Origin of the sequence: Methylosinus sp. sav-2 (assembly GCF_004366495.1) — a bacterium.
Lineage (GTDB): Bacteria > Pseudomonadota > Alphaproteobacteria > Rhizobiales > Beijerinckiaceae > Methylosinus.
Genome location: NZ_SOEJ01000006.1, coordinates 83,596 through 107,534, shown reverse-complemented (window position 1 = coordinate 107,534; position 23,939 = coordinate 83,596). Strand labels below are relative to the sequence as shown.

26 protein-coding genes are annotated in these 23,939 nt (G+C 65.6%); 20 read left to right on the top strand and 6 right to left on the bottom strand.

Annotated elements, in window-relative coordinates; translation table 11 throughout:
- Window position 1 precedes the first annotated feature (1 nt).
- The 4 genes from EDE12_RS12485 to EDE12_RS12470 all read left to right on the top strand — a co-directional run bounded on the left by EDE12_RS12485 (window position 2) and on the right by EDE12_RS12470 (window position 3,326).
- Window positions 2-370: an iron-sulfur cluster assembly accessory protein gene (locus EDE12_RS12485; protein ID WP_024880062.1), complete on the top strand. Its 369-nt coding sequence runs from the start codon at window positions 2-4 to the stop codon at window positions 368-370.
- A gap of 164 nt (window positions 371-534) precedes the next feature.
- Complete coding sequence (gene purM / locus EDE12_RS12480) at window positions 535-1,599, top strand: phosphoribosylformylglycinamidine cyclo-ligase (RefSeq protein WP_134188098.1); 1,065 nt, start codon at window positions 535-537, stop codon at window positions 1,597-1,599.
- Window positions 1,596-2,249 (top strand): phosphoribosylglycinamide formyltransferase, encoded by a 654-nt coding sequence (gene purN / locus EDE12_RS12475; RefSeq protein ID WP_024880064.1) that lies wholly within the window; start codon window positions 1,596-1,598, stop codon window positions 2,247-2,249. The genes purM and purN overlap by 4 nt, the downstream gene beginning before the upstream one ends.
- Window positions 2,250-2,615: 366 nt before the next feature.
- The gene (locus EDE12_RS12470; protein WP_026598753.1) at window positions 2,616-3,326 is read left to right on the top strand and encodes a glutathione S-transferase family protein; all 711 of its coding nucleotides are present in this window, start codon (window positions 2,616-2,618) and stop codon (window positions 3,324-3,326) included.
- A 4-nt stretch (window positions 3,327-3,330) separates the two neighbouring features.
- On the opposite strand, the gene ndk is transcribed toward EDE12_RS12470, so the two are convergent.
- Window positions 3,331-3,753, bottom strand: coding sequence for a nucleoside-diphosphate kinase (ndk, locus tag EDE12_RS12465; protein ID WP_024880066.1), 423 nt, complete (start codon window positions 3,751-3,753; stop codon window positions 3,331-3,333).
- Between the two features lie 210 nt (window positions 3,754-3,963).
- Between ndk and tpiA the strand changes: the two genes are divergently transcribed.
- The 5 genes from tpiA to EDE12_RS12440 all read left to right on the top strand — a co-directional run bounded on the left by tpiA (window position 3,964) and on the right by EDE12_RS12440 (window position 7,062).
- On the top strand, window positions 3,964-4,722 hold the full coding sequence (tpiA, locus tag EDE12_RS12460; RefSeq protein ID WP_024880067.1) for a triose-phosphate isomerase: 759 nt from the start codon (window positions 3,964-3,966) through the stop codon (window positions 4,720-4,722).
- A 98-nt stretch (window positions 4,723-4,820) separates the two neighbouring features.
- Entirely contained in the window at window positions 4,821-5,051 is a 231-nt protein-coding gene (locus tag EDE12_RS12455) for a hypothetical protein (RefSeq protein ID WP_018265265.1), read from the top strand.
- A 212-nt stretch (window positions 5,052-5,263) separates the two neighbouring features.
- Window positions 5,264-6,352, top strand: coding sequence for a 3-deoxy-7-phosphoheptulonate synthase (locus EDE12_RS12450; protein ID WP_024880068.1), 1,089 nt, complete (start codon window positions 5,264-5,266; stop codon window positions 6,350-6,352).
- Between the two features lie 107 nt (window positions 6,353-6,459).
- Window positions 6,460-6,672 (top strand): hypothetical protein, encoded by a 213-nt coding sequence (locus EDE12_RS12445; protein ID WP_024880069.1) that lies wholly within the window; start codon window positions 6,460-6,462, stop codon window positions 6,670-6,672.
- Window positions 6,673-6,753: 81 nt separating this feature from the next.
- Complete coding sequence (locus EDE12_RS12440; protein ID WP_024880070.1) at window positions 6,754-7,062, top strand: hypothetical protein; 309 nt, start codon at window positions 6,754-6,756, stop codon at window positions 7,060-7,062.
- A 46-nt stretch (window positions 7,063-7,108) separates the two neighbouring features.
- Here EDE12_RS12440 and EDE12_RS12435 read toward each other — a convergent pair whose 3' ends face one another.
- Window positions 7,109-7,339: a hypothetical protein gene (locus EDE12_RS12435; protein ID WP_024880071.1), complete on the bottom strand. Its 231-nt coding sequence runs from the start codon at window positions 7,337-7,339 to the stop codon at window positions 7,109-7,111.
- Between the two features lie 175 nt (window positions 7,340-7,514).
- Here EDE12_RS12435 and EDE12_RS12430 point away from each other — a divergent pair, with 175 nt between their 5' ends.
- Window positions 7,515-7,961, top strand: coding sequence for a four-helix bundle copper-binding protein (locus tag EDE12_RS12430; RefSeq protein WP_026598754.1), 447 nt, complete (start codon window positions 7,515-7,517; stop codon window positions 7,959-7,961).
- A gap of 4 nt (window positions 7,962-7,965) precedes the next feature.
- On the opposite strand, the gene EDE12_RS12425 is transcribed toward EDE12_RS12430, so the two are convergent.
- From EDE12_RS12425 to EDE12_RS12410, 4 genes are all read right to left on the bottom strand, one after another.
- Window positions 7,966-9,357, bottom strand: coding sequence for a carbohydrate porin (locus EDE12_RS12425; RefSeq protein ID WP_051592482.1), 1,392 nt, complete (start codon window positions 9,355-9,357; stop codon window positions 7,966-7,968).
- 72 nt (window positions 9,358-9,429) lie between these two features.
- Window positions 9,430-10,866 (bottom strand): pilus assembly protein TadG-related protein, encoded by a 1,437-nt coding sequence (locus tag EDE12_RS12420; RefSeq protein WP_051592659.1) that lies wholly within the window; start codon window positions 10,864-10,866, stop codon window positions 9,430-9,432.
- Window positions 10,867-10,886: 20 nt separating this feature from the next.
- A complete protein-coding gene (locus EDE12_RS12415) occupies window positions 10,887-11,378 on the bottom strand; it encodes a pilus assembly protein (protein ID WP_245275763.1) in 492 nt (163 codons plus the stop codon).
- 95 nt (window positions 11,379-11,473) lie between these two features.
- Window positions 11,474-12,034, bottom strand: coding sequence for a TadE/TadG family type IV pilus assembly protein (locus tag EDE12_RS12410; RefSeq protein ID WP_026598758.1), 561 nt, complete (start codon window positions 12,032-12,034; stop codon window positions 11,474-11,476).
- Between the two features lie 207 nt (window positions 12,035-12,241).
- Here EDE12_RS12410 and EDE12_RS12405 point away from each other — a divergent pair, with 207 nt between their 5' ends.
- The 10 genes from EDE12_RS12405 (at window position 12,242) to EDE12_RS12360 (ending at window position 23,936) form a co-directional block, all read left to right on the top strand.
- On the top strand, window positions 12,242-12,829 hold the full coding sequence (locus EDE12_RS12405) for a polysaccharide biosynthesis/export family protein (protein WP_026598759.1): 588 nt from the start codon (window positions 12,242-12,244) through the stop codon (window positions 12,827-12,829).
- 96 nt (window positions 12,830-12,925) lie between these two features.
- Window positions 12,926-14,284 (top strand): outer membrane beta-barrel protein, encoded by a 1,359-nt coding sequence (locus EDE12_RS12400; protein ID WP_026598760.1) that lies wholly within the window; start codon window positions 12,926-12,928, stop codon window positions 14,282-14,284.
- 135 nt (window positions 14,285-14,419) lie between these two features.
- Window positions 14,420-15,910 carry an O-antigen ligase family protein gene (locus tag EDE12_RS12395; protein ID WP_157198940.1) on the top strand — a complete coding sequence of 497 codons (1,491 nt, stop codon included), beginning with the start codon at window positions 14,420-14,422 and terminating at the stop codon, window positions 15,908-15,910.
- A 19-nt stretch (window positions 15,911-15,929) separates the two neighbouring features.
- Window positions 15,930-18,173 (top strand): polysaccharide biosynthesis tyrosine autokinase, encoded by a 2,244-nt coding sequence (locus EDE12_RS12390; RefSeq protein ID WP_051592483.1) that lies wholly within the window; start codon window positions 15,930-15,932, stop codon window positions 18,171-18,173.
- Complete coding sequence (locus tag EDE12_RS12385; protein WP_026598762.1) at window positions 18,170-18,796, top strand: hypothetical protein; 627 nt, start codon at window positions 18,170-18,172, stop codon at window positions 18,794-18,796. The genes EDE12_RS12390 and EDE12_RS12385 overlap by 4 nt, the downstream gene beginning before the upstream one ends.
- Complete coding sequence (locus EDE12_RS12380; RefSeq protein ID WP_036290925.1) at window positions 18,793-19,659, top strand: ABC transporter permease; 867 nt, start codon at window positions 18,793-18,795, stop codon at window positions 19,657-19,659. Before EDE12_RS12385 ends, EDE12_RS12380 begins: the two co-directional genes overlap by 4 nt.
- On the top strand, window positions 19,656-20,948 hold the full coding sequence (locus EDE12_RS12375; protein ID WP_051592484.1) for a polysaccharide ABC transporter ATP-binding protein: 1,293 nt from the start codon (window positions 19,656-19,658) through the stop codon (window positions 20,946-20,948). Before EDE12_RS12380 ends, EDE12_RS12375 begins: the two co-directional genes overlap by 4 nt.
- On the top strand, window positions 20,945-22,114 hold the full coding sequence (locus EDE12_RS12370; protein WP_026598763.1) for a glycosyltransferase: 1,170 nt from the start codon (window positions 20,945-20,947) through the stop codon (window positions 22,112-22,114). The genes EDE12_RS12375 and EDE12_RS12370 overlap by 4 nt, the downstream gene beginning before the upstream one ends.
- Window positions 22,108-23,067 (top strand): glycosyltransferase, encoded by a 960-nt coding sequence (locus EDE12_RS12365; RefSeq protein ID WP_026598764.1) that lies wholly within the window; start codon window positions 22,108-22,110, stop codon window positions 23,065-23,067. The genes EDE12_RS12370 and EDE12_RS12365 overlap by 7 nt, the downstream gene beginning before the upstream one ends.
- Window positions 23,064-23,936 carry a glycosyltransferase gene (locus EDE12_RS12360; protein ID WP_026598765.1) on the top strand — a complete coding sequence of 291 codons (873 nt, stop codon included), beginning with the start codon at window positions 23,064-23,066 and terminating at the stop codon, window positions 23,934-23,936. The genes EDE12_RS12365 and EDE12_RS12360 overlap by 4 nt, the downstream gene beginning before the upstream one ends.
- The last annotated feature ends 3 nt before the right edge of the window (window positions 23,937-23,939 follow it).

The window sequence follows — 23,939 nt, the reverse complement described above, 5'->3', positions numbered from 1 at the left end:
GATGAACGTCATGAGCCTCAGCGACTCCGCGGCGGAGCGCGTGCGCGGCCTGCTCGCCGGCGCCGAGAACGCCAATATCGGCCTGCGCATTTCGGTGGAGAAGAGCGGCTGCGCCGGCATGGCCTATAAGATGGAGCTGGCCGAGCCCTCGCCGGGCGACGAGGTGATCGAGGAAAAAGGCGCACGCGTCATCGTCGCCGGCCAGGCGGTCATCTATCTGCTCGGCACGCGCATGGATCTCGATGTGCAGCAATTCTCGTCGAGCTTCGTGTTCCAGAACCCGAACCAGACCTCGGCCTGCGGCTGCGGCGAGAGCGTCGAATTGAACCCTGTCGATCCGAGCGCGGTCGAGAAGCATGTGAGCGGCTGAGTCCGGGAGTAAAGATGCGAGCCTGAAGGCTCGCGGTCCAACGCACGCCCTGGACCGCGAGCCTTCAGGCTCGCTCTACCTGTTGGTCGGTCCATCGAAACGGATTGCACCCGGCCGCGTAAGGCGCTAGGCCGCAGGCTCGAAACCGAGCGCGGGATATCGCAATGGCGGAAGGCAAAGGCCTTACTTATGCGCAGGCTGGCGTCGACATAGACGCGGGCAATCGATTGGTGGACATGATCCGTCCCGCTGTGCGTTCGACGCGCCGGCCGGGCGCGGATGGCGAGATCGGCGGCTTCGGCGGCCTCTTCGATCTCAAGGCGGCCGGCTTTTCCGATCCAGTGCTGGTCGCCGCCAATGACGGCGTCGGCACCAAGATCAAGATCGCGATCGAATCCGGCCTCCATGGCGCGATTGGCGTCGATCTCGTCGCAATGTGCGTCAACGATCTCGTCGTCCAGGGCGCTGAACCTCTGTTTTTCCTAGACTATTACGCGAGCGGCAAGCTCGAGCCGGATGCGGCGGCCTCCGTCGTCTCGGGGATCGCCGCCGGCTGCGTCGAGGCCGGCTGCGCGCTGCTGGGCGGCGAGACCGCGGAAATGCCGGGCCTCTATTCCAAGGGCGATTATGATCTCGCGGGCTTCGCCGTCGGCGCGGCCGAGCGCTCCCGCCTGCTGCCGCGCGCCGAGGTGAGGGAAGGCGATCTTCTGTTCGGTCTGCCCTCCTCCGGCGCCCATTCCAACGGCTTCTCGCTCATTCGCCGCATCGTCGCCGAGTCGGGCCTCGCCTGGGACGCGCCCGCGCCCTTCGCGGCTGGGCAGACGCTGGCCGAGGCGCTGCTCACACCGACGCGCATCTATGTGAAGCCGCTGCTCGCGGCGCTGAAGCGCAGCGAAAAAATCCTCGCCCTCGCTCATATCACCGGCGGCGGCTTTCCGGACAATCTGCCGCGCGTGCTGCCGAAGGGGCTGGGCGCCTCGCTCGATCTCGGCGCATTTCGCCCGCCGCCGGTCTTCTCCTGGCTCGCGCTGACGGGCGGCGTCGCGGAAGCCGAAATGCTGCGCACATTCAACTGCGGAATCGGCATGGTCGTGGTCGTCGCCAAAGACGGCGCGGACGAAGCCGTCGCGGCGCTGCGCGAAGCGGGCGAGACGCCGATCGCCATAGGCGAGATCGCAGCGGCGGGCGACGGGCCGCGCGTCGTCACGCATGGGACGCTGCCGCTGTGAGCCGGCGGCTGCGCACGGCGATCCTCATTTCCGGGCGCGGCTCCAATATGGACGCGCTGATCGAGGCGGCCCACGCGCCGGATTTTCCGGCCGAGATCGCGCTGGTCGTCTCCAATCGCCCGGAGGCCGCGGGCCTCGCCAAGGCCAAGACGGCCGGAATCGCCGTCGCCGCGGTCGATCACAAAATCTACGCCGGCCGGGAGGAGTTCGAGCGCTCGCTGCAGATCGTGCTGGAGACGCACCGAATCGACTTTCTCTGCCTCGCCGGCTTCATGCGGCTGCTGACGCCCTGGTTCATCGGCCAATGGCGCGGGCGCATGCTCAATATCCATCCGGCGCTGCTGCCCGCCTTTCGCGGCCTGCACACGCATGAGCGGGCGCTCGCCGATGGCGTGAAAATCCACGGCTGCACCGTCCATTTCGTGGTTCCGGAAATGGACGAAGGGCCGATCGTCGCCCAATCCGCCGTCGCCGTGCTCGATTCCGACACGCCGGACAGTCTCGCGGCGCGCGTGCTCGAGCAGGAGCATCTGCTCTATCCGCGGGCGTTGCGGCTCGTCGCTTCCGGCGCCGTCAGGGTGGATGGCAATCGCGTGCTCGGCGCGAGCCCGTCGCCGCTGCCGGCGCTCGCCGTCCCCTCCTCCGGCTGATCCTGCCGCGGGCATCCGGCGCCGTTGCGAAAGCCATGGCGGAAAGGATAGGACGCGCCGCCCTTGCACGGACTCGGTAGCGCGAAAACGCAGAGATAGACGCCGAACGCCAAAAGCTTTGCGAGGCCGAGCGCGCCGTCGAAGGGCGTCGCTATGAGCAGAATCGTGAGCGCCAGCAAACCTGTGGCCCTCACCCCCCAATAAACCCAGCGTTTCGTCATCATATCGCCCTTGCCGCCGTCGCGCGGACCGGCCCCAATGTTAACGCAAAGATACGAGACTTACTTAACTTTGTCGGCCACCAATATGATCTTTGTAGTTTCTCGATCATATTCTCGAAGCGGCTTCCGCAAAGAGGTTTTGATAATGATCAAATTATACTCGTTCGGTCCCTATTTCGGTCTTCCAGACGCAAGTCCCTTTGTACTCAAGACTATGACGCTGCTGAAATTCGCCGGCCTTCGCTATGTCGAGGATCATTCCGGCTTCGGCCGCGCACCCAAGGGCAAGCTGCCCTATATCGACGACGATGGAAAGATCGTCGCCGATTCGACCTTCATCCGCCTCTATCTCGAAAAAACCTATGGAATAGATTTCGACGCCGGCCTCACGGCGGAGCAACGCGCCGCCGGCTGGGCGATCGAGAAAATGCTGGAGGAGCATTATTATTGGCTGATGGTGCAGGCGCGCTGGATCGACGACGGCAATTTCGCGCGCGGCCCGGCGCAGTTTTTCGCGCGCGCTCCAGCTCTGATCCGCCCGCTCATAAAGGCGTTGATCCGGAAGAAGATCGCGCGCAGTCTTACGGCCCAGGGCCTCGGGCGGCATTCGAACGACGAGCTCGCCGTGCTGGCGCGGCGCGACATAGAGGCGCTCGCCGTGCTGCTCGGCGATAAGCCCTATCTATTCGGCGAGGCGCCCAGCGCCGCCGACGCCACGGCTTTCGCCATGGTGGCGGAATCGCTCATTGTCGAGCTTCGATCGCCCCTGAGCGAGGCAGTAGCGAGCAGACCCAATCTCGTGGCTTATCGAGACCGGGTGCTCGCCGCTTATTTTCCGAGCTATGTCGTCGCCTGAAAAATCAGCCGACGATCTCATTGCCCGAGAAGAACTGCGGGATCTCGATCGCCGCCGTCTCCGGGGCGTCGGAGCCATGCACGGAATTCTCGCCGATTGAGACGGCGAACTCCTTGCGGATCGTGCCCGGATCGGCGCTCGCCGGATTGGTCGCGCCCATGACGGTGCGATATTTGGCGATGGCGCCCTCGCCTTCCAGAACCTGGACGACAACCGGGCCGGAGGTGATCGATTCGATCAGCTCGCCGAAGAAGGGGCGTTCCTTATGGACGCCATAGAAGGTCTCGGCCTGCGCGCGCGTCAGTTGGATGCGCTTCTGCGCCACGATGCGGAGCCCAGCGTCCTCGATGAGGGCGTTGATCTTGCCGGTCAGATTACGCTTGGTGGCGTCCGGCTTGATGATGGAGAATGTGCGTTCGATCGCCATGGGCGCGTCGTCTCGTCGAGTTCGAGGATGGGATTTAAGATCGGGGCGCTTATAGCCGTCGGCCGGACGCCCGGCAACCCGGCCCGAGCGGCGACAATTTTCCTTTTGACCGCAACCGCGCGGCGTCGCGGCGAATTGCCCATGGCGGCGAGCGCTGATATGGCCAGAATTGCTCGCTTCATCGCTTGTATTTGAGAGGAACGCCCGGACATGTCTTTCACGCCGCGCCCGCTCGTCGCCGGAAATTGGAAAATGAACGGGCTTTCGGCGTCGCTCGGCGAGATCGAGACCATCGCCGCGCGCTATGACGCCGCCTTGCTGGAAAAGGTCGAGCTGGCGATCTGCCCGCCCGTCACTCTTCTGGAACGCGCGGCGCGCATTCTCGCCGGCGCGAAAATCGCGCTCGGCGGGCAGGACTGCCACGAAAAGCCGAGCGGCGCGCATACGGGCGATATTTCCGCCGAAATGCTGGCCGACGCCGGCGCGTCTTACGTGATCGTCGGCCATAGCGAGCGGCGCGCCGATCATGGCGAGAGCGATGCGATCATCCGCGCCAAAGCGGAGGCTGGCCTGCGCGCCGGGCTCACGCCCATCGTCTGCGTCGGCGAGACGCGCGCCGAGCGCGACGCCGGTCGCGCATCGGCGATCGTCGAAGCGCAGCTCGACGGCTCGCTGCCGCGCAGCGTCGCGCCGGATCATCTCGTCGTCGCCTATGAGCCCGTATGGGCGATCGGCACCGGCCTCACGCCGACGCCTCTCGACGTCGCGCAAATGCACGCCGCCATCCGCGCCCGGCTCGTCGCCCTCTTCGGCGCCGGCGCCGAGGCGACCCGCATTCTCTATGGCGGCTCGGTGAAGCCCGCCAACGCCGCCGAGCTGCTGCGCGTGAAAAATGTCAATGGCGCGCTCGTCGGCGGCGCCTCTTTGACCGCGAAGGAATTTCTGGAAATCGCCGAAATCTATCGCTGAGCAATGATATTCTCGCAATCGTTTCGCGATAGAGTCGCAGCGCGTAAGGGCGTCTTCGCCGTTTTCATTCGCTTTCATTGCTCGCGAGGAGATTTTCAATGTCCTACACGCTCATCGTCGCGACCTTTGTCGTCACCACCTCCCAGGCCGCCGGCGCAGTGGCGACCAACGCCATTCCCGGCTACGCCACCGAGGAGAAATGCGTCGAGGCGGCGCGCAAGCTGCAGCCGCGCGCCTCTCTCGGCATAGCCGCGGAAGGCAAGGAGAACGGCACGCCGCTGAACACGCGCATGACCGGATATTCGGGCCTCTGCGTGCCGGCGCCTTGACTCGCCTCCCCTGCTCCGCTTTAACTCTGCGGCCATGACCCTCGTCCGCTCCGCGCGCTACTATTGGTATTTTAGCTATCCTGCGCCGGCGGCGACGGGAGGCGAGCGCGTGTGAGCAAAAGACGCGAAGCCTGAAAACCCCGAGAGCCGCCAGTCCCGCTGGCGGCTTTTTTGTTCCGCGGCGCGACGCAAAATTGAAAAAGGAGCCCGCCGTGCCGACCGAGACCGACGACCTTCGCATCGTCAAGATCACCGAATTGAGCCCGCCCGCCGAGATCATGCGCGAGCTTCCGCGCAGCGAGAAGGCCAGCGCCACCGTGCTCGGCGCGCGCGCCGCCCTGCGCGAGATTTTGCGCGGGCGCGACGATCGCCTCGCCGTCGTCATCGGCCCCTGCTCGGTCCATGACCCAGACGCCGCGATCGAATACGCCCGCCTGCTCGCCGAGGCCAAGCGCGAGCTCGGCGACCGGCTCGAGATCATCATGCGCGTCTATTTCGAGAAGCCGCGCACCACGGTGGGCTGGAAGGGCCTCATCAATGATCCGCGCCTCGACGGCAGCTTCGACATAGAAGCCGGGCTGCGCCTCGCGCGGCGGCTGCTGCTCGAGGTCAATGAGCTCGGCCTGCCGGCCGGCTGCGAGTTCCTCGATATGACGACGCCGCAATATATCGCCGATCTCGTCGGCTGGGGCGCGATCGGCGCGCGCACCACGGAGAGCCAGGCGCATCGCGAGCTCGCCTCCGGCCTCTCCTGCCCGGTCGGCTTCAAGAACGGCACCGACGGCAATGTGCGCATCGCGCTCGACGCCGTGCTCTCCGCCTCGCAGCCGCATCATTTCCTCGCCGTCACCAAGGACGGCCGCTCGGCCATCGCCTCCACCAGCGGCAATGAGGATTGCCACATTATTCTGCGCGGCGGAAAGACGCCCAATTACGACGCCGCCAGCGTCGACGCCGCGGCCAAGGAAGCGGAGAAGTCCCGCGTCTCCCCCTTTCTGATGATCGACGCCTCGCACGCCAACAGCAGCAAGAAGCCCGAGAATCAGCCCGCCGTCGTCGAGGATGTGGCCCGGCAGATCGAGGCCGGCGAGCGACGCATCATCGGCCTGATGATCGAGAGCCATCTCGTCGCCGGACGGCAGGACATCGTTCCCGGCAAGCCGCTGGTCTATGGCCAGAGCGTCACCGACGGCTGCATCGACTGGACGACCTCGCTCGCCGCGCTGCGCCGCCTCGCCGCGGCCGTCGAGCGGCGGCGCGCCTCCGGCGGAGCGTCGGCGGGGCTGGTCTCGAGCGCCTGAGCCCCGCGACGATCCGCCGCAGAGCCCCCGTGACGCCTCCTATGCGACACCATATGAACACAAAGGCGGGAAACGGGGCTCGGCCGCCTGCGAGAGGAGTTGACGTCATGGAGATTTCTCTAGAACAGGCCGTCGAGATTCATGCGCGCGCGCTCACCCGCCGGCTGCGGCGGGACGCGCCCACCAATGCGCGTGAGCGGGCCGTCGATCTGCAGAGGGCCGGCGACAGCGAAGGCCATGGCGTCTGGCTTCGCGTCGCCGAGAGCGCCGAGCGGCTGCTGGGCGAAAAGGCCCGCGCCGAGGCCGCGCTGAATAGGTAGACTCCACGATAGGAACTGTCACAAAAGGTCATCGTCGTCGGTTTAGCGCTCTGCGGCAGAAACGAGTCGTGGAGCCGACCGATGATGCAGATCGCCGAAATGCTGGCGCCGAGCGGCCTCGATCCAATGCCGCTAGCCGGCGTCGCCCCCTCGAAGGCGCATGAGCGGACGCTGGCCAGCTATCTCCTCAACCGCCATCGCGGAGCCGCCGCCGTGCGCGATATTCTCATCGCGGACATTCGCGGCTTTGTCGATCTCGGCCAGTCGCGCGCCGCCGCCGATCTCCTGGTCGTGCTGACCATGCTGCTGGCGCGTTGGCCGGAGACGCGCCGGCGCGCGCCGCGGCCGCTGGCCTGGGACGCGACGGGGCCTACGCCATGCGACGCGTGAATCGGCGTCTCTGATCGATCGAACGCGCCGTTCGATCGGCGGCGCTCTAATGACGAGGTTCCGATTCGAGCGCGCGCGTCAGCTCGCCGATGATGCGCTCGACCAGCGCATTCTCGGCGTCGAAATAGGCGCGCTCCTCGCGCTCCAGCTCATCGAACTCCTCCGGCTCGCAAATCTCCTTGCGAATGTCGCAGAGCCGCTCGAAGCGTCGGCGCAGGCTGCCGACCAGCGCTTCGGCGTCGCTGCGCGCCAGCGTGAGCATGATATTCGGCTCCATCTCCTCCTCCCCTTTCGTCGCTCCCGCCCTCTCGCCAGAAATGGCGTGCGAAACCCGCGCGCGCAATGAAACGACGGTCCCGCTCGCGGAAAATGGATTGAAGCTTCTGTGTCATGCGCCAGTTAGAGCAAAACTTTCTCGAACCCTCTCGACCGAAGCGAAAGGAAGGCTCTCCATGGAACGTCGGGAATTCGTCGTCGCCGCCGTCGGCGCGGCCGCCGCCCTCTCCGCCACGCGCGCGCTGGCCGAGGATCAGACCGCCAATCCGCATGCCGAGCACATGATGCATGGACCGAAATTTCAGGCGCTGATGAAGACCAGCGCCGAATGCGTCTCCACCGGCAATGAATGCCTGCGCCATTGCTTCGGCATGTTGTCGATGAACGACACCAGCATGGCCGGCTGCACCAAGGCCGCCTATGATCTCGTCGCCGCCTGCGCCGCGCTCGAATCGCTGGCGGCGGTGAACTCGACCTTCACGCCGACCCTGGCGAAGGCGGTGGGCGACATATGCATGGCCTGCAAGAAGGAATGCGACCGCTTTCCGCAATATTCGGAATGCAAAGCCTGCGGCGACTCCTGCAAGGCCTGCGCGGAGGAATGCCGCAAGGTCTCCGTCTAAAGTCTCAATAGCGAATGAGCGTGCGCAGACCGACGACGAAGGCGCTGCGCAGGCTCCTGACTCCATTCGGGTCGCGCGGGTCTGCGATATTGCCGCCGGGGCGGCGGATATATTGCAGATCCGGCTGCAGCGTCCAGCCGGGAACGAGGCTCGCTATATAGGTCGCCTCGACCAGCGCCTCGCCGGAACGAATGGGCGCGAATTGATTGCCGAAAGCCGCCGTATCGCGATCGAGCCCACGCGCGCCATTGGAAACGCGCGCATAGCCGACGGCGACGCCGAAGAGATCATCCGGCCGCGCCGGCGCGCCGCGGAAGGAGACGCCGGCGTCGGCGTAGAAATTCACCAGATTGCGATCATTGGGCGCGGCCTCGGCGCGCGCGAAAGCGCCGGCGCCGCCTTCGTCCGATCGGAAGATCTGCTGATCGACCAGCGCATAGACACCGAAATTTCCGCGACGGCGAAGCGGAACGCCGGCGCTCGCGGGATCGGCGAGCGAAAGTCCGTCGGCGCCGAAACGCTCATCGGCAAAGACGCCGAAATGCCGCCAGCCGCCGATCTTGGCGACGCCCGGCAGATCGTCGACCGCATATTTCCATTGCCCCTCGCCGATGACGAAAGGCGCGTCCATCAGACGAAAGCGCACGCCATCCGCATTGCGGCGCTGCGGATCGGGAGACTCGAACGCGCCTTGGGGACCGGCCGGATCGCCGTCGAAGACAGCAGCGAGAATGGCGAAGCGCGCCGTCTCCCATTTCGCGCGCGCGCCGAGATTGGACAGTGGAAAAGCGGCGCCGCCGGCGGGCAGATCGGCGATGGCCAGCGCCGGCCAGCCGAAGCTGTTGTTGACGAAAATCTTCGCCGATGCGCGCGTCATGAATTCCTGATCCGCGCCCATCTGGCCGAGGCGAATGGAGGCGCCTTCGGCGACGCTCTGCTCGAACCAGGCCTCGAAGAGACGGGTCGTCGGCGTCGCCTCTATATTGCTGACGGGCATCAGCGCGCCCGTATAAAATTGATCTATGCCGCGCCCATGCAACTGCGAGGCGTTGGCGTGGAAGACGAGGCCCGTGAAGCCGAAGGCCTTGTCGAGATCGGCGTCCAAGGAAACGCGCAGCTTGCCGTCATAGATCGTTCCGCGCCGCAGGCCGCCGGAGACATCCGAAAAAGTCTCGCCGATATATTTGAGGCCGAATTCGAAGCCGCGCGCCGCGAGCGCGTCGCGCGCCGCCGCGGGCTGCGCCAGAGATTCGGGAAGGCTCGTCGCGATCGTCGGCGGATTATCGTTCTGGGGCGCGGGATCATGATGATCGCCGCCTCGCGCCGACGCCGCCTCGGCGAAAACCAGCGCCGCGGCGGCCGCGCCGAGGCCGATGATGATCTGGAGCGCTCGCATTCTCGTCCTTCGCACATTCTCCGCGTCGCAGCGTAAAGGCCGTGACACGGGAAATCAACGCGAACGCGGCCGTTACTGCGTGAGACGCGAGGCGGAGGAAACGGCGTTCAAGAACAGGGTCGACAGCGCCGAGCTGATGTCGCCGCCCGTGTTCACCTCGAAGAAGAGATCGGGGGAAGAGGCGCAGCTCTTCATATTGTCGGCGATCTGCGATGCGAAGGTGGCGACGGTCCCCTGGTAGAAGCCATTGCTCGGCACGGGATAATAGGTCGTGTAGAGAACCGCGATCCGAATTCCGCGGTTCTTGATCGTCGTGCAGAAGGAGGTGTCGACCGGCTGCAAGCAACGATAAAACGAGCCATAGGCGTTCGAATAGTTCCAATTCAGCGAAGTCGTGCAGGTTCCGCTGGAATAATAGCTCGCATCGATAACGCCATCGGTCACGAGCATCAGCACTTCCTGCGGCTTGTCGCCGGCGACGCGGGCGCCGCTGCCGGGCGCCGGCATGGTCGAGTTCAATCTGGTGAGCGCCTGATTGAGATCGGTCATCGCGTCATTGGTGTTCAACGCGCCGCCGGTCGTGACCGTATCGTAGGTCGAGCTGCTGGTCGGATAGGTGTACGACATATTGGCCGCGAGCACATTGTTCGAATCCATCAGCGGCGGCGTCATCGTCCCGATATTGGACTGGATGACGCTCACATTGCCGCGCGTCGTCGGGACGAGATTCTGCATCATCGTCACGCCGTAATTGAAGCTATAGGCCGCGAGGCGATAGGTCGCGCCATTGGAGGCCATCGTCGATTGCGCGGTCGTCGCGAGGCTCTTCGCCGCGTCCCGAACATTGTCGATGCGCAGCTTTATCCCGTTGTTCTCTGCGTAGGCATAGCTGTCGATCGTCCCCCAGCCGGGATAAGGCGTCGAATATTCATTGTCGCTGACATTCTTCTCATGGCAGGCGAAGGCGCATCCGAAGGCGTTCATCGCTGTCACGCCCGCCTGTGTGGCGGGCAGCTCCATAGACGGCGAATTGTCGAGCAGCAGATAAAAATCGATATTGCGCGCCGTCGTCGCGGTCGCCGAGGCGGTCACCGTTATGTTCGATGTCCGCAAGCCGTAGAAGCCGCCGAAAGAGTTCTGCACGTTCGTCGTATAAGTGACTGACACGCTGCGTGTCATGGAGCCGGGCGCAGGATCGTCGCCGCCGTCGACCGTGAGACTGGCGGCGTCATAGGTCACTCGCGTGATCTGCGTCATCTGAGCGGCGAACATCGTCCTTGCCGCCGCCTGGGCGACGGTCCAAGACTTCAGCATCATTGGCGGCGTCGTCGCCGCGAGCGCGGCGGCGTCGGCCGCGGCGTAGAGCTGCGTCTTGATGCGCCCGGCGTTCGCATAATCGATGGCGCCGCCGGCGGCGATCATCAGAGGAATCGCCGTCAGCGCGAATATGATCGCGACATTGCCTCCTCGATGAGCAAAGAATTTGCCGAGAGTCCGAAACATCATCATGCGTCGCGCGGCCATTTCGTTCAATTCACCCGGGGCACGGATGAGGTGATGCGGGGGTTGATGTAGAATGTGTAGCGGATCGGCACGGCCGGGATTATCTTGGCGCCGAAAGGCGGCGTATAATTATAGCGCACATAGGCGTAGATCAGCGACGTGCTCGCCTGCGCCATGCCGGCCGGAAGCACGAAGGTCGAGCCATCGACGAGTTTCGTCGTGTTGAAAGGCTCGTTCCACACGATCTTTGTTGTCTCGCCTTTCTCATCGGTCGTGAGCTCGGCGAGTATGATCGTCAGATTGGCGGTCGAGAAAGGCGAGATAATCTGCGTCGAGGCGTTCAATATCGTCGTGAGATCGGCGGTGGACACGCTCGCGCGACGCGCGACGAGATCGGTCAGCGTGCGGCCTGTGATCGCCACCTTGCGACTGATGCTGATCGCCTCGCCGAGCGTGAACTCGCTGACGAGGATCAGCACGGCGATCGGAATCATCAGCGCGAATTCGACCGCGATCATGCCGCGCTCGTCGCGCCGAAGCGCGCCGGCGCGCCGGCCGGCGTTCGACGTTAAGCGACTGAGACAGCGCATTCGCAATGGGCCTGCTCCGATGTTTACGAGTAGGGCTCGACCTGGAATACGGCGGTCGCCATCAACAAGCGCTTGCCGTTCGGCAGATTGGCGAGATTGAATCCGAGCGGTCCACCGACGACAGGAAATTGATAGATCACGCGCAGCACGAGAACGCTGCCGACGCCGCCGGTCTGGAATTTCCAGCTATTGGTGACATTGCCGCTGGAATCATAGGTGAGGACGGGAGCCGAAGTATCGACAGAGGCGAAAGCGCTCGCCGTCTGCAGATCGACGATCAGCTGTGTGCAAGTAAAGAGCGCCGTCAGTCCGCCGCAGACCTTGGTCGTGAATTGCTCCTGCTTGAGTCCGCCCTTCTGCACCGCGCCGGTAAGAAGCATGCGCGCCGATTTCTCGACGGCGGATTCCAGCTCCTGCTGCGCGAGAAACACCACGCCGACTTGGCAGATCGCGATCAGAATCGCAAACAGCGGAGCCGCGATGAAGGCGAATTCGACGATCGCGGCGCCCCGACGACAGGCGAGCAGCCCCGCGCCACGGGTGCGCGGCTTCGCCGGTCCTTCGTCGTTGTCCTCGCTGCGCATGCCGATTCTCGCTCCCCGCCGCAGCATGACCGTAGCCGACAAACAAAGAGTTACCAGAGCTCGGCTATTACGGCGCCTGCGGCGGGCGCACGCTCGGCGCTCGCCCCCGAAGAGCGAGCGCCATGAGCCTTCGTATTGACGCGCCGCGCACGGGGCACTTATCTACTGCGGCTTTGCGCCATCTCAGGACGAGGACATACGAGATCGATGTCGTTTTTCCGTTCCGCCGGCCTCTGCCTCTCGCTCTCTCTCCTGCTCATGGGGTGCGACGGCGGCTCCAATCTCGGTCCTGTCTCGGCGGAAGAGCGCGAGGCGCTGATTCGCAATGCGGCGACCACCGCGCCGAATCTGCAGCCCGGCGAGAAAATCCGCGTCACCGTCTTCGGCGAGGACCGCCTCTCAGGCGAATATGAGATCGACCCCGCCGGCTTTATTTCGCTGCCGCTGGCCGGCACGGTGAAGGCGGCCGGCTTCAGCAAGCCGCAGCTCGAACAGGAATTGGCGAAAAAATTCCGCGGCGAGTATCTGCGCAATCCCAAGGTGACAGTCGATGTCGCGAGCTTTCGTCCCTTCTACATAATGGGCGAGGTCGGCAAGCCCGGCGAATATTCGTTCAAGAGCGGACTCAATGTGATGAGCGCGATAGCGCTCGCCGGCGGCTCGACCTATCGGGCCAGCAGATCGACCGTTCTCATCCAGCATGTGGGCGAGCAAGGGTTCAAGGAATATCCGCTGGCGCCCACCATTCCCGTGCTGCCCGGCGATCTCGTGCGCGTGCCGGAGCGCTATTTTTGACGGCCCCGCCCCGCCTCTCGCCCTGAGAGACTAAGGGGCGCAGGCTTGACTGCGGGCGCGTTTCACTTACAAGCTGAACGCCTTCGAGAGGGCGTTATGAAGAGCAATTTGCTGCCGAATGGCGTCGCGGCGGGGATCGCGCTCATAATTTCGGCCGGTTCCGTCGCCCGCGGCGAGGAAATTCCGGCCGGCGTCACCGCCATGGGTCCCAGTCCCGAGGAAGGCCTCGCGATCGACGGCTGGATCGTCTATCCGTCCCTCTTCATCGGCTCCGTCTTCAACGACAATATCTATTCGACCGCCACTGATCGGCGCTCCGCCGTCGGCGTGCGCGTGCGGCCGTCGGTCCAGGCGGGCCTCGACAACGGCCTGCACAAATCCACGGCCTATGTGAGCGCCGACGCGCAATTCTATCCAGGATTGGGCGCGCAATTTCGGCTGTCGCCGACGCCGACGATCGATGTCGACCCCACCAATGTGACCGGCCGCGCCGGGATAAATCACATTTGGTCGCCATTCAGCGACCTCAACGTGTATGTTTCCGCCGATTACACGCGGCAGAGCGGTCTGTTCGGCTCTAATTTCGGAGCCACGGCGCCCAATGTCACCGTTCCGACCGGCTATACAGTGTCGGCCTCGCAGCAATTCTCCAATCAGTTCTCCGGCTCTGTCGCCGTCGAGAAGAAAATTTCCGATTGGTTCGTGCGCGCGACGACCGGCGTCCAATATGTCTCCTATGACAGCCGGCCGATCGGCTCGCTGGCCGCGAGCGGCGACGTGCAGAACGGTCTGAGCTACACGGCCACGCTGCGCGGCGGAATGTGGCTCTCGCCGATGTTCTACGGCTTCGTCGAGCCGACGCTCGATCTGCGCCGCTATGAGAACTCGATCTCCGACACCAATGGCTATCGCATCGTCGGCGGTCTCGGCTCGGATCTCATCGGCCTGTTCCGTGGCGAGGTCTATGGGGGCTATCAGAGCCAGTCCAGCGTGCAGAATTTTCCCGGTGGCGAGGTCACCAAACCCGCCTTCGGCGCAAGGCTGCACTATTATCCGACGCCCTATCTGACATTGACCGCGACGGTCGATCAAATGCTCGCCGCCGCCGCCGCGCCGACAGCCCTCGCGGGCCGTCTCGGCCAATGGTCGCCAGCGACGCTCAACACGCAATCCAAGCTGCAGATCGATTACGCCATCTCTCCCTTCTGGACCGCCTATGCGCGCGGCGGCTATGGCGAGACGCGCTGGACCAATTCGCCGCGCGCCGACACCGTGTGGGCGGCCGGCGGCGGCATCAGCTACACATTCTGGCGCAACATCGCGATCTCGCTGGACTATCAGCTTCAGAAGACCAGCTCCAATGTCAGCGGCGTCTTCGGCGCCATCGGCTATTCCACGGCGAGTTGGGGATTTACGCAGAATGTCGTGTCGGCCGGCGTAACCTATCGCTATTGAGCGCGCCGCGCCAAAGAGCTGGTCGCGCATGAGTCGCCCCGGCCTCGACCCGCCCTCATTCGTGGCGATATGATCTCCCCTCCGCAACCGCGCCTTTGGGATGAAAAGCGCCGCATTCACCCCAATGGCGGCAGCATGGACAAGCGCCTCTTGCAGAAGCTCGCGCCTTTTTCGCAGGAGTCCTCGCTCCCGACCGAAAGCTCCCGCGAGCCGGCGCGCGGATTTTTCGCCGATCTATGGGGGGAAGGCGGCTTCGAGGCGCTTCTCCTCCTCGGCCTCGTGGCCGGATTGGCCGTCGCGCCCTTATGGCTCGGCGGCAATCGCCTGCCGGCCTGGGGCGTGAACGGGCTGTATTTTCCGGCGCTGGTCCTTCTCTTCGAGCTCGGCGTCCTCTTCGCCGGCCGCCGCCACGCCGTATCGATCACAGCCATCGCCGGTCCGGCGGCGCTCTTCAGCGCGGCGCTGCTGTGGATTTGCGTGCAGGCTTCCCCGCTCGCCTCTGGAGCGCTCGCGCATCCGATCTGGAGCATGGCGAGCGAGGCGCTGGAGCGTCCGCTCGACGGCGCGATCTCGGTCGATCGCGGCCAGACCCTCGTCTTCCTGCTTCGCCTCGCGACGGCGGCCAGCGTCTTCTGGCTGGCGCTCCAATTGTCGCGCCGCTCGCATCGCGCGCATTTTCTGCTGCAGGCGATCGCGGTCATCGTGGCGGCCTATTCCGCCTATGGGCTCTTTCTCTCGGCCTTCCTCTCGGCGACGATTCCGTTTTTCGACGCGCCCGCCCAAGGCCTTTTCGTGCGCTCCACCTTCGTCAACCGCAACAACTTCGCTACCTATGCGGGCATAGGGCTGGCAACGACGCTCGCGCTCCTCATTCCGCTCGCTGACCGAGACGCCCCGCGCGAAGCGGGCGCGCTCGCCGCTCGGCTGGCGCGGCGGCTGGAAGCGGCGGGCCTCGGCGGCTGGCTCCTGCTCGCGGCTGCGTTCGTGATCTTCGTCGCTCTGCTCGGCACAGTGTCGCGCGGCGGCATTCTGGCGACGATTCTCGGCGCTGGCGCCGTGCTCGCCCTCGCCTATTCGCGCGGCCGGCGCGGCGGAGAAAACGCTGGAGCCGTCGCGCTCGTCGTCGCTGGGCTCTCGGCGACGATTTTCTATTTCGGCGATCTCATTGTCCGTCGCGCGCTCGACTCCGGCCTCGACGATGGCGGGCGCCTCGCCGTCTTCTCCATCACCCTTCGCGCCATTCTCGACACGCCGCTGCTGGGTTATGGCTATGGCGCCTTCGCCACGCTGTTTCCGCTCTATCGCGACCGTTCGATTCCGACGGCCGATATATGGGACAAGGCGCATAACGCCTATTTGGAGGTGTTCTTGGGGCTCGGTCTCGTCTTCGGCGCAGCGCTCGTCGGCGCGCTCTTCTGGCTCGCGGCGAAATGCGTCATCGGCGCGGCGACGCGGCGGCGGGCCTCGGCTCCGGCGGTTGCAGCCGCCGCCTGCTCGCTGCTCGTCGGCGTCCATGCTCTCGTCGATTTCGGCATTCAGATAGAGGCCGTGGCGCTCACCTACATGGCCATTCTCGGCGCCGGCGTCGCCCAGGCCGAGAGCTCGCGCCTCTCCCTCTCCGACTAGCCCCCTGGAAAGCGCATTGATGCTGAAACGTCTCGAGACACAAAGGGAGGCGCCCGCGCCGGCCGAAGCGGAAACGGGCTTCGACATCCATGGCTATGTCAATTTCGTCTGGCGTCAGTGGAAGCTGATCGCCGGGGTGACGGCGCTGTTCCTGCTCGTCGCCGCCGTCGAAACGGCGCGCACGACGCCGCTCTACACCGCCTCGGCGCAGCTGCTGCTCGATCCGCATAAGGAGAAGGCCGGCGGGCAAGACGCGATCATGACCGACGCCGCGCTCGATCTGCCGACGATCGAGAGCCAGATCGCCATCATCAAATCCAGCGCGCTGCTCCGCCGCGTCGTGGAGAAGGAGCGGCTCGTCGAGGATGCGGAATTCGGCGCGCGCACCCGCGGCGGCGGCGGCGGTCTCCTCGACCGTCTCCGCGAGCTGCTCTCCCGCAATGCGCCGCCGCAATCGGCGCCCGCCAAATCGGCTGCATCGTCGCTCGGCGGCTCGCCAGAGACAGTCGCCACTGTCGAGAATGTCAAGCAGGCGGTGGCCGTGGCGCGCGCCGGCCAGGCCTATGTGATCAACGTCTCCTTCACCTCCGCGGACAAGGAGAAGGCCGCAAATCTCGCCAATGCGATCGCCGACGCCTATGTGGTCGACAAGCTGGACGCACGTTTCGAGGCGGCGCGGCGCGCCTCCGCCTGGCTGTCCGATCGCCTCGTCGAGCTGCGCCAGCAGCTGCGCGAGTCGGAGGAGGCGGTGGCGCGCTTTCGCGCCGAGAATAATCTCAGCGGCTCCACGCCCGGCGCAACGCTCAATCAGGATCAGCTCGCCCAGCTCAATGGCCGCCTCGTGCAGGCGCGGGCGGAGACTGCCGAGAAGAAGGCGCGGCTCGACATGCTGCAAAAGCTCGAGGCGCGCGGCGGCGGCATAGCGCAGCTGCCGGACGTCTCCAGCGGCGCCAGCGCGGAGCTGCGCCGACAGGCGAGCGATCTCTCGCGCCAGGAGGCGGAGCTGCTCGCGCGCTACAATCCGAGCCATCCCTCCGTCGTCAATCTGCGCGCGCAGATCGCCGACGTCCATCGCGCCATCGCCGCCGAGTCGCAGCGCCTCGCCGCCAATATTCGCAATGAGCACGAGCTGGCCAAGGCGCGGCAGGAGGCGATCGAGAAGACGCTGCGGGAAGTGACCGGCGCCAATGATCTCGACAATACGAAAGCCATAACGCTGCGCGAGCTGGAGCGCACCGCCGCCGTCAACAAGAGCCTGTTCGAGGATTTTCTGCAGCGCGAGCGCGTGACGCAGGAGCAATCGACCTTCGAGGCGCGCGACGCCCGCATCATCACGCCGGCTCTGGCGCCGGTCACGCCGACCTCGCCCAAGCCGCTTCAATCCATGCTCGTCGCTCTCGTCCTCGGCCTGATGGCGGGCACGCTCGGCGCCTATGCGCTGGAGATGTTCAACGCCGGCTTCGCGACGCCGCGCGAGATAGAGGATTTTCTCGCTCTGCCGCTGCTCGCCTCCATCTCGCGCATGGATCACCGCGAGCTGTCGGTGAACGGCTCCGTCGTCTCCATTCCCGAATATCCGCTCGCCAAGCCGCTGTCGCGTCTCAGCGAGGCGCTGCGCTCGCTGCGCAGCGCCATACAGATGAGCGATGTCGACAATCCGCCCAAGGTTTTGCAATTCACCTCGACCATCCCTGGCGAGGGCAAATCCACGCTCGCCATAGCGCTCGCCGGCTCGGCGGCGCAATCGGGACAAAAAGTGCTCGTCATCGACGGCGATCTGCGCCGTCCCTCGGCGTCACGCTATTTCGGCGCCGATAAGAAGCTCGGCCTCGTCGATTGTCTCATCGGCGCGGCGGAACTGCATTCGGCGCTCGTCTACAATGAAACATTGAAGCTCTGGTTTCTCCCGGCCGGCGGCAAGACGCAGAACCCGCCCGATCTGCTCTTGTCCGAGCGGCTGCGGACGCTGGTCGCGAGCCTGCGCGAGCAATTCGATCTCATCGTCATAGACACCCCGCCCATAGGGCCGGTCGTCGATCCGCTCATCATCTCCAATCTCGTCGACAAGGTGATCTTCATCGTGCGCTGGTCGTCGACAGCGCGCGAGATGGTGGCGCATTCGATCGAGCGGCTGTCTGGCCACAAAAAGGTGGCGGGCGTCGTGTTCAATCAGGTAATCGACTCCAAGGCGCAGAAATACGGCAAGCACGCCTATTCCTATTATTACGGCGGCCGCTACTACAAGAAATACTACGCCGAATGAGCCGCATCGTGACCGCCGTCGTCATCATTGCAATCTCCATGGCGGCCATGGCGGGGGCCGCGCGGCTGCTTTTCTTCGGCCTCGCCGATATTTCCGCCGAGGCGACGACCGCGCAAAGGACGCTCGCGCCTTTCCTCGACGATCCACTCGTCGGAACATTGGCGCAGGCGCGGCTGCTCGAGCTCGACGCCGGCGCGAGCGATGAGGAGCGGCGCGAGCGATCGCGCAATCTGCTGACGCGCGCCCCGCTCTCCGGCGGGGCCTGGCTCGCATTCGCGCAAGCCGGATTCGAGACCGAGGAGCCGATGGCGAAGGTCGAGCGCGCGCTTCTCATGTCGGCGCTCGTCGGTCGCAATGAAGGCTGGCTGATGGCGCGGCGCGCCGGCTTCGCCATTCCGATCTGGCCACAGCTCTCCGCCGCCGCGCGCCGCAGCATCGTCGATGATCTGCTCGGCGGATGGGAGGGCGCGGCCGGCGCCGATCGCGAGGCGCTCGTCTCCATCGTCTATCTCTCGCCGGAGCAGACAAAGACCGAGATACGCGAGGCGCTGCTGCGCGCCGGCGCCGCGGGCGAGACGATCAGCGCCGAGATCGGCCTCGCGCCCACGCCGAGGGAGAGATGAGCCCTATGGACGAGCGCGCCTCGGCCTCGATGCGCGACGACGCGCGCAGGCCGATCACGATCATAGAAGCGCGACCAGGCTGGCGCCTCTATGATTTTCGCGAGGCCTTCGCCTATCGCGAGCTGCTCTATGTGCTGGCCGCGCGCGATCTCAAATTGCGCTACAAGCAGACCGCGCTCGGCGCCGCCTGGGCGCTGCTGCAGCCGCTGACGATGATGATCGTGCTCTCCATCGTCTTCGGACGTCTCGCCGGTCTTCCGTCCGATGGCGCGCCCTACCCCGTCTTCGCGCTGGCGGGCCTATTGCCCTGGACCTTCTTCGCCAATGTCGCGCCGACCGCGGGCGCTTCGCTCGTCGCCTCGTCCAACATCGTCACCAAGGTCTATTTCCCGCGCCTGTTGATCCCGCTGTCGACGGCTGGCGCGCCGCTCGTCGATCTCGCGATCTCCGCTCTGCTGCTCTTCGCCGTCATGGCGTGGAACGGCGTCGGCCTGCGCTGGAGCCAGCTCGCAGCGCCTTTCTTCGTGCTCGGCGTCGTCATCACGGCGCTCGGCGTCGGCGTGCTGCTGTCGGCGCTCACTGTCGCCTATCGCGACTTTCGCCATGTCGTGCCCTTTCTCATCCAATTCTGGATGTTCGCCTCGCCGGTCGCCTATCCGGTCTCCCTCGTTCCCACAGAATGGCGCTGGCTCTATTTCCTCAATCCCATGGCCGGCATGATCGACGGCTTCCGCCACGCGCTCATCGGATCGCCGCCGGATATCAGCGGCGTCGTCATCTCCGGCGCCTCGGCGCTCGCGATCTTCTGCCTCGGCGTCGCCTATTTCGCGCGCGTCGAGCGCGGCTTCGCGGATATCGTATGATGCGTAGAGGCGGAATCGCCATCCGCGCCGAAGGCGTGTCGAAGCTCTATCGCATCGGCGCGCCGGCGCGCGCCTATCGCACGCTGCGCGAGGCGCTAGTGGACGCCGCCGCGGCGCCTTTCGAGCGGCTGCGCGGCCGCGCGCGCGCGGCGGAGGCGGACACGCGTTTCTGGGCGCTGCGCGACGTCTCCTTCGAAATCGCCGAGGGCGAAATCGTCGGCGTCGTCGGCCGCAACGGCGCCGGCAAATCCACTTTGCTGAAGATCCTCTCGCGCATCACCGATCCGACGGAAGGCCGCGCGACGCTCGAGGGCCGCGTCGCCAGCCTGCTGGAGGTGGGCACGGGATTTCACCCCGAGCTCACCGGCCGCGAAAACATTTTTCTCAACGGCGCCATTCTCGGAATGCGCCGCGCCGACATTGCGAAGCGCTTCGACGCCATCGTCGATTTCGCCGAGATCGAGCGCTTCATCGACACGCCGGTGAAGCATTATTCGAGCGGAATGTATGTGCGCCTCGCCTTCGCCGTGGCCGCCCATCTCGAGCCGGACATTCTCGTCGTCGACGAGGTGCTCGCCGTCGGCGATGCGCGCTTTCAGCAAAAATGCCTCGGCAAGATCGACGAGGTCTCGCGCAAAGGCGGGCGCACGGTTCTGCTCGTCAGCCATAATCTCGCGGCGGTGAAGAGTCTCGCGACGAGCGGCCTCGTCTTCGATCGCGGACGGCTCGTGCTGCAGGGCAGTGTCGACGACGCCATCGCCGCCTATGGAAGGCTGCAGCAGGACGGCGGCGCCGACGAGGCCGAGCATGATTGGGGCGCCGGCGCGCATACGCGCATACGCTCGGTCGAGATGATCGGCGACGACGGCCCGACGCGCGTCTATCTGCCGGGGACGCCGCTGCGGCTGCGCATCATTCTCGACACGGATGGAACACCGGGCCTCTCCGTCGATGTGTTTCTCGCCAATGCGCAGCGCGCGCGCATCGCGCTCTGGTCGTTGAGCCATTTCGACGCCATGTCGCTGCCCGCCGAGCCCGGCTGCTATGAGCTGACGATAGAGGCGGCGCCGATCCATCTCGCCTCGGGACAATATTGCATCGATGTCGCCACCGCGGTGACGATGGTGAATTGGGATCATCAGGTCTATGAGGCGCTCGCCTTCGAGACGCCGTTCTCCAACGTCGGCGGCGGCAGCTGGGACTTCAAGCAATCCTTCGGCTTCGGCTTCGTCGCCCTGCCCTCGACGACGCCGCCCAAGCTCGCACGGCTCGACGAGAGACGCGCATGAATCTCCTCTATTGCGGCTGCGCGCCGGTCGAGCGCTCCTGTCACGGCTCGCTGTTTCTGTATCGGCTCTTGGAGTCGTGGCCCGCCGAAAATCTGCGGATCGTCGAGGGCTATCTCGGCCCCTCGGACCCTGCCCGCCGCCTGCCGGGCGTGCGCTATGCGGGATTGACGCGCAAGCCGCCGCGCCTGCAATTCACGCGCTTTGCGTCCTATTTCGAGGCGGCGGTCGAGCGCTTCGCCGCCTATGACGCGCCGCGCGTGCAGCGGCGCGTCGGCGATTGGCGCGTGGACGCCATCGTCACAGTGGGGCAGCATCATTCCTGGCGCGCGGCGGCGGCCTTCGCGGCGCGGCGCGGCCTGCCGCTGCATCTCATCATGCATGACGATTGGCCGCGCACCGCTCTGCGCAGCCCGGCGCATGAGCGCACGCGCGATCGCTATTTCGGCGCCGTCTATCGCGGCGCGGCGTCGCGGCTCTGCATCTCTGCGCGAATGGCGGAGGAATACGCCGCTCGCTATGGCGCGCCGGGCGATGTGCTGCCGCCATTCCGTGCGCGCGAGGCGACGGCGATGGCGCCACAAGCGCGGCCGGATCGTCCCTTCACGCTCGCTTTCGCGGGCAGCGTCCATTGGCCGGGCCTCGCGGCGGCGCTGCGCGACGCCGCCGCAGCCATGGCCGCCATCGGCGGGCGCATGCTGATCTTCGGCCCGCTTACCGCGGCGGCGGCTCGATCCATCGGCCTTTGCCACGCCTCGACGATCATCGGCGGCATGGTCGCGGGGCAAGATTTTCTCGCCGAGCTGACGGCGCGCGCCGACGCTCTGTTTCTTCCCTTCTCTTTTTTCGAGGATGAGCGGCCCGCTATGCGCCTCTCCTTTCCGAGCAAGCTCGTCGATTACACGCTCACGCGCCTGCCCATTGTTCTCTACGGCCCGCCCGATTGCACGGCGGCGGAATGGTCGCGCGCCAATGACGACGCGCTGATGCATGTCGAGACGCCCAACGTGGCGGCGCTCGCCGCGGCGCTCGCCGCATTGGCGCACGATCCGCTGCTGCGCCAACGCCTCGGCGCGACGGCCGGCGCGGCCGGCGACCGCGATTTCTCTTATCGAGACGCGCAGGCAAAATTCGCGGCGGCGCTCGGGCTCGAGGACGCCCGATGCTAGAGGATCGCGAGACCGCGCCGCGCATAAGCGCAATCGTGCCGACCTATGGCCGCGCGCAATCGCTGCGACGGCTTCTCGAATCCCTCGCGACGCAGACGCTCGGCGTTTTTGAGATTGTCATCGCCGATGGCGGCGGAGACGCGGAGACGCGCGCGGTCGCCGAAGACCCGCTCTGGCGCGCGCGAGGCCTCGCAATCCGCTTCCTCGCCGTCTCGCCGCCCAATGCGGTGCGACAGCGCCGCGCCGCGATCGACGCATCGCAGGGAGCATTGCTGCTGCTGCTCGACGATGATGTCGCGCTCGAAAAAGATTGCGTCGCGGAGCTCGCCCACGCGCTCGCGTCGCGGGCCGACAGCGTCGGCGTGATGGCGAATATGAGCAATGACGGCTGGCCGCCGCCGACCCGCGTTTGGCGTTTCGTGCTGCGCCGCCTGCTCGGCTTTGGCGAGGGCGAATGGCAAGGGCGCGTCATCGGCCCGCTGCTGCGCTACGGCTTCTCGCCGGCGCCGGCGGACATCGCCGAGAGCGAATGGATCGGCGGCGCAACAGCGATGATCCGCCGCTCGGCCTATGTCGCTACCGGCGGATTCTCGGATTTCTTCCTGCATCGCTGCACGATGAGCGAGGATGTCGATCTCTCCTTGAAGCTGCGCCGCTTCGGCGCGCTCTATTTCGCGCCGCGCGCGCGCATCGCGCATTTTCATGCGGCGGACGGACGCGTCTCGGCGCGGATCGCCGCCGAGGACGACATATTCAATCGCTATATGATCCTTCGCCGCACGCTCGGGCGCTCGCGCGCGCATGCGCTCTCGCTCATCGTCGCCTACGCAATTCTCGAATCTCTCGGCTCGACGCTGCGGCTGCTCGGCGCCGCAGGGCCGCTCTCGCGCGAGATTTTGCGCGGGCGCGCGAAGGGCCTCGCCCGCATCGTCGCCGGATGGGCGGAACGATGAGCGAGCCGCCACAGATCACCGCGACAGTGGCCGCCTTCGCACGCATCTCGCAGACATTGGACACGCTGCGACGGCTCGAGGCCTGCCGTCCGCCGCCGGCCGAGATCATCGTTCACGTCGACGCCGCGCGGCATGATTGCGCCGATGCGGTGCGCGCGGCTTTTCCAGCGGTACGCGTCATCGTCAGCGAGACGAGCGTCGGGCCGGGCGGCGGACGCAGCCGGATGACAGCGGCCGCGCGCCACGAGCTCGTCGCCGCTTTCGACGATGATTCCTATCCGATGGACGCGGATTTCTTCGCCCGCGCCGGCGAGATTTTCGCGCGCTTCCCCGACCTCTCTCTGGCGACGTCGCAGATCGTCCATCCCGGCGAGACGCCGGCGCCGGATCGGCGCGCGCTGCGCGAAGCCTGCGGCTTCAATGGCGGCGGCGTCGTGTTTCGGCGCAGCCATCTCCTCGAGGCGGGCGGCTATCTGCCATTGCCGCTCGCCTATGGCGTCGAGGAGGAGGATATGGCGCTGCGCCTCATCGAGCGCGGGCGCCGGCTCGTCTTCACGCCCTATCTGCGCGTGTTCCACAATTCCGATCTCGCGCATCACGCCGAGCCGCGCATCAATGCGGCGAGCATCGCCAATATCGCACTGCTCGCCTTTCTGCGCTATCCGCCGCGCTTCTATCCGCTGGCGGCGCTGCAGCTCGCCAATCGTGTCCTCTTCTGCCTGCGCATCGGACGCAGGCGCGGCGTCGTCGCCGGGCTGGCGATGATCCCGCATCATCTTTGGCGAATGCGCGCGCACAGGCGCCTCGTGTCGAAGGCTGCGGTCGCCGCCAAGCTCGCCTTGCGCAAAGGAGGCTGGAGCGATTTCTGACGC

What these genes read in the sequence shown, in the direction of transcription:
- EDE12_RS12485 (WP_024880062.1), top strand. Translation starts at nt 2, where the DNA reads ATGAACGTCATGAGCCTCAGCGACTCCGCGGCGGAGCGCGTGCGCGGC.
- purM (WP_134188098.1), top strand. Translation starts at nt 535, where the DNA reads ATGGCGGAAGGCAAAGGCCTTACTTATGCGCAGGCTGGCGTCGACATA.
- EDE12_RS12470 (WP_026598753.1), top strand. Translation starts at nt 2,616, where the DNA reads ATGATCAAATTATACTCGTTCGGTCCCTATTTCGGTCTTCCAGACGCA.
- ndk (WP_024880066.1), bottom strand. Translation starts at nt 3,753, where the DNA reads ATGGCGATCGAACGCACATTCTCCATCATCAAGCCGGACGCCACCAAG.
- tpiA (WP_024880067.1), top strand. Translation starts at nt 3,964, where the DNA reads ATGTCTTTCACGCCGCGCCCGCTCGTCGCCGGAAATTGGAAAATGAAC.
- EDE12_RS12455 (WP_018265265.1), top strand. Translation starts at nt 4,821, where the DNA reads ATGTCCTACACGCTCATCGTCGCGACCTTTGTCGTCACCACCTCCCAG.
- EDE12_RS12445 (WP_024880069.1), top strand. Translation starts at nt 6,460, where the DNA reads ATGGAGATTTCTCTAGAACAGGCCGTCGAGATTCATGCGCGCGCGCTC.
- EDE12_RS12440 (WP_024880070.1), top strand. Translation starts at nt 6,754, where the DNA reads ATGATGCAGATCGCCGAAATGCTGGCGCCGAGCGGCCTCGATCCAATG.
- EDE12_RS12435 (WP_024880071.1), bottom strand. Translation starts at nt 7,339, where the DNA reads ATGGAGCCGAATATCATGCTCACGCTGGCGCGCAGCGACGCCGAAGCG.
- EDE12_RS12430 (WP_026598754.1), top strand. Translation starts at nt 7,515, where the DNA reads ATGGAACGTCGGGAATTCGTCGTCGCCGCCGTCGGCGCGGCCGCCGCC.
- EDE12_RS12425 (WP_051592482.1), bottom strand. Translation starts at nt 9,357, where the DNA reads ATGCGAGCGCTCCAGATCATCATCGGCCTCGGCGCGGCCGCCGCGGCG.
- EDE12_RS12420 (WP_051592659.1), bottom strand. Translation starts at nt 10,866, where the DNA reads ATGATGATGTTTCGGACTCTCGGCAAATTCTTTGCTCATCGAGGAGGC.
- EDE12_RS12415 (WP_245275763.1), bottom strand. Translation starts at nt 11,378, where the DNA reads ATGATCGCGGTCGAATTCGCGCTGATGATTCCGATCGCCGTGCTGATC.
- EDE12_RS12410 (WP_026598758.1), bottom strand. Translation starts at nt 12,034, where the DNA reads ATGCGCAGCGAGGACAACGACGAAGGACCGGCGAAGCCGCGCACCCGT.
- EDE12_RS12405 (WP_026598759.1), top strand. Translation starts at nt 12,242, where the DNA reads ATGTCGTTTTTCCGTTCCGCCGGCCTCTGCCTCTCGCTCTCTCTCCTG.
- EDE12_RS12400 (WP_026598760.1), top strand. Translation starts at nt 12,926, where the DNA reads ATGAAGAGCAATTTGCTGCCGAATGGCGTCGCGGCGGGGATCGCGCTC.
- EDE12_RS12395 (WP_157198940.1), top strand. Translation starts at nt 14,420, where the DNA reads ATGGACAAGCGCCTCTTGCAGAAGCTCGCGCCTTTTTCGCAGGAGTCC.
- EDE12_RS12390 (WP_051592483.1), top strand. Translation starts at nt 15,930, where the DNA reads ATGCTGAAACGTCTCGAGACACAAAGGGAGGCGCCCGCGCCGGCCGAA.
- EDE12_RS12385 (WP_026598762.1), top strand. Translation starts at nt 18,170, where the DNA reads ATGAGCCGCATCGTGACCGCCGTCGTCATCATTGCAATCTCCATGGCG.
- EDE12_RS12380 (WP_036290925.1), top strand. Translation starts at nt 18,793, where the DNA reads ATGAGCCCTATGGACGAGCGCGCCTCGGCCTCGATGCGCGACGACGCG.
- EDE12_RS12375 (WP_051592484.1), top strand. Translation starts at nt 19,656, where the DNA reads ATGATGCGTAGAGGCGGAATCGCCATCCGCGCCGAAGGCGTGTCGAAG.
- EDE12_RS12370 (WP_026598763.1), top strand. Translation starts at nt 20,945, where the DNA reads ATGAATCTCCTCTATTGCGGCTGCGCGCCGGTCGAGCGCTCCTGTCAC.
- EDE12_RS12365 (WP_026598764.1), top strand. Translation starts at nt 22,108, where the DNA reads ATGCTAGAGGATCGCGAGACCGCGCCGCGCATAAGCGCAATCGTGCCG.
- EDE12_RS12360 (WP_026598765.1), top strand. Translation starts at nt 23,064, where the DNA reads ATGAGCGAGCCGCCACAGATCACCGCGACAGTGGCCGCCTTCGCACGC.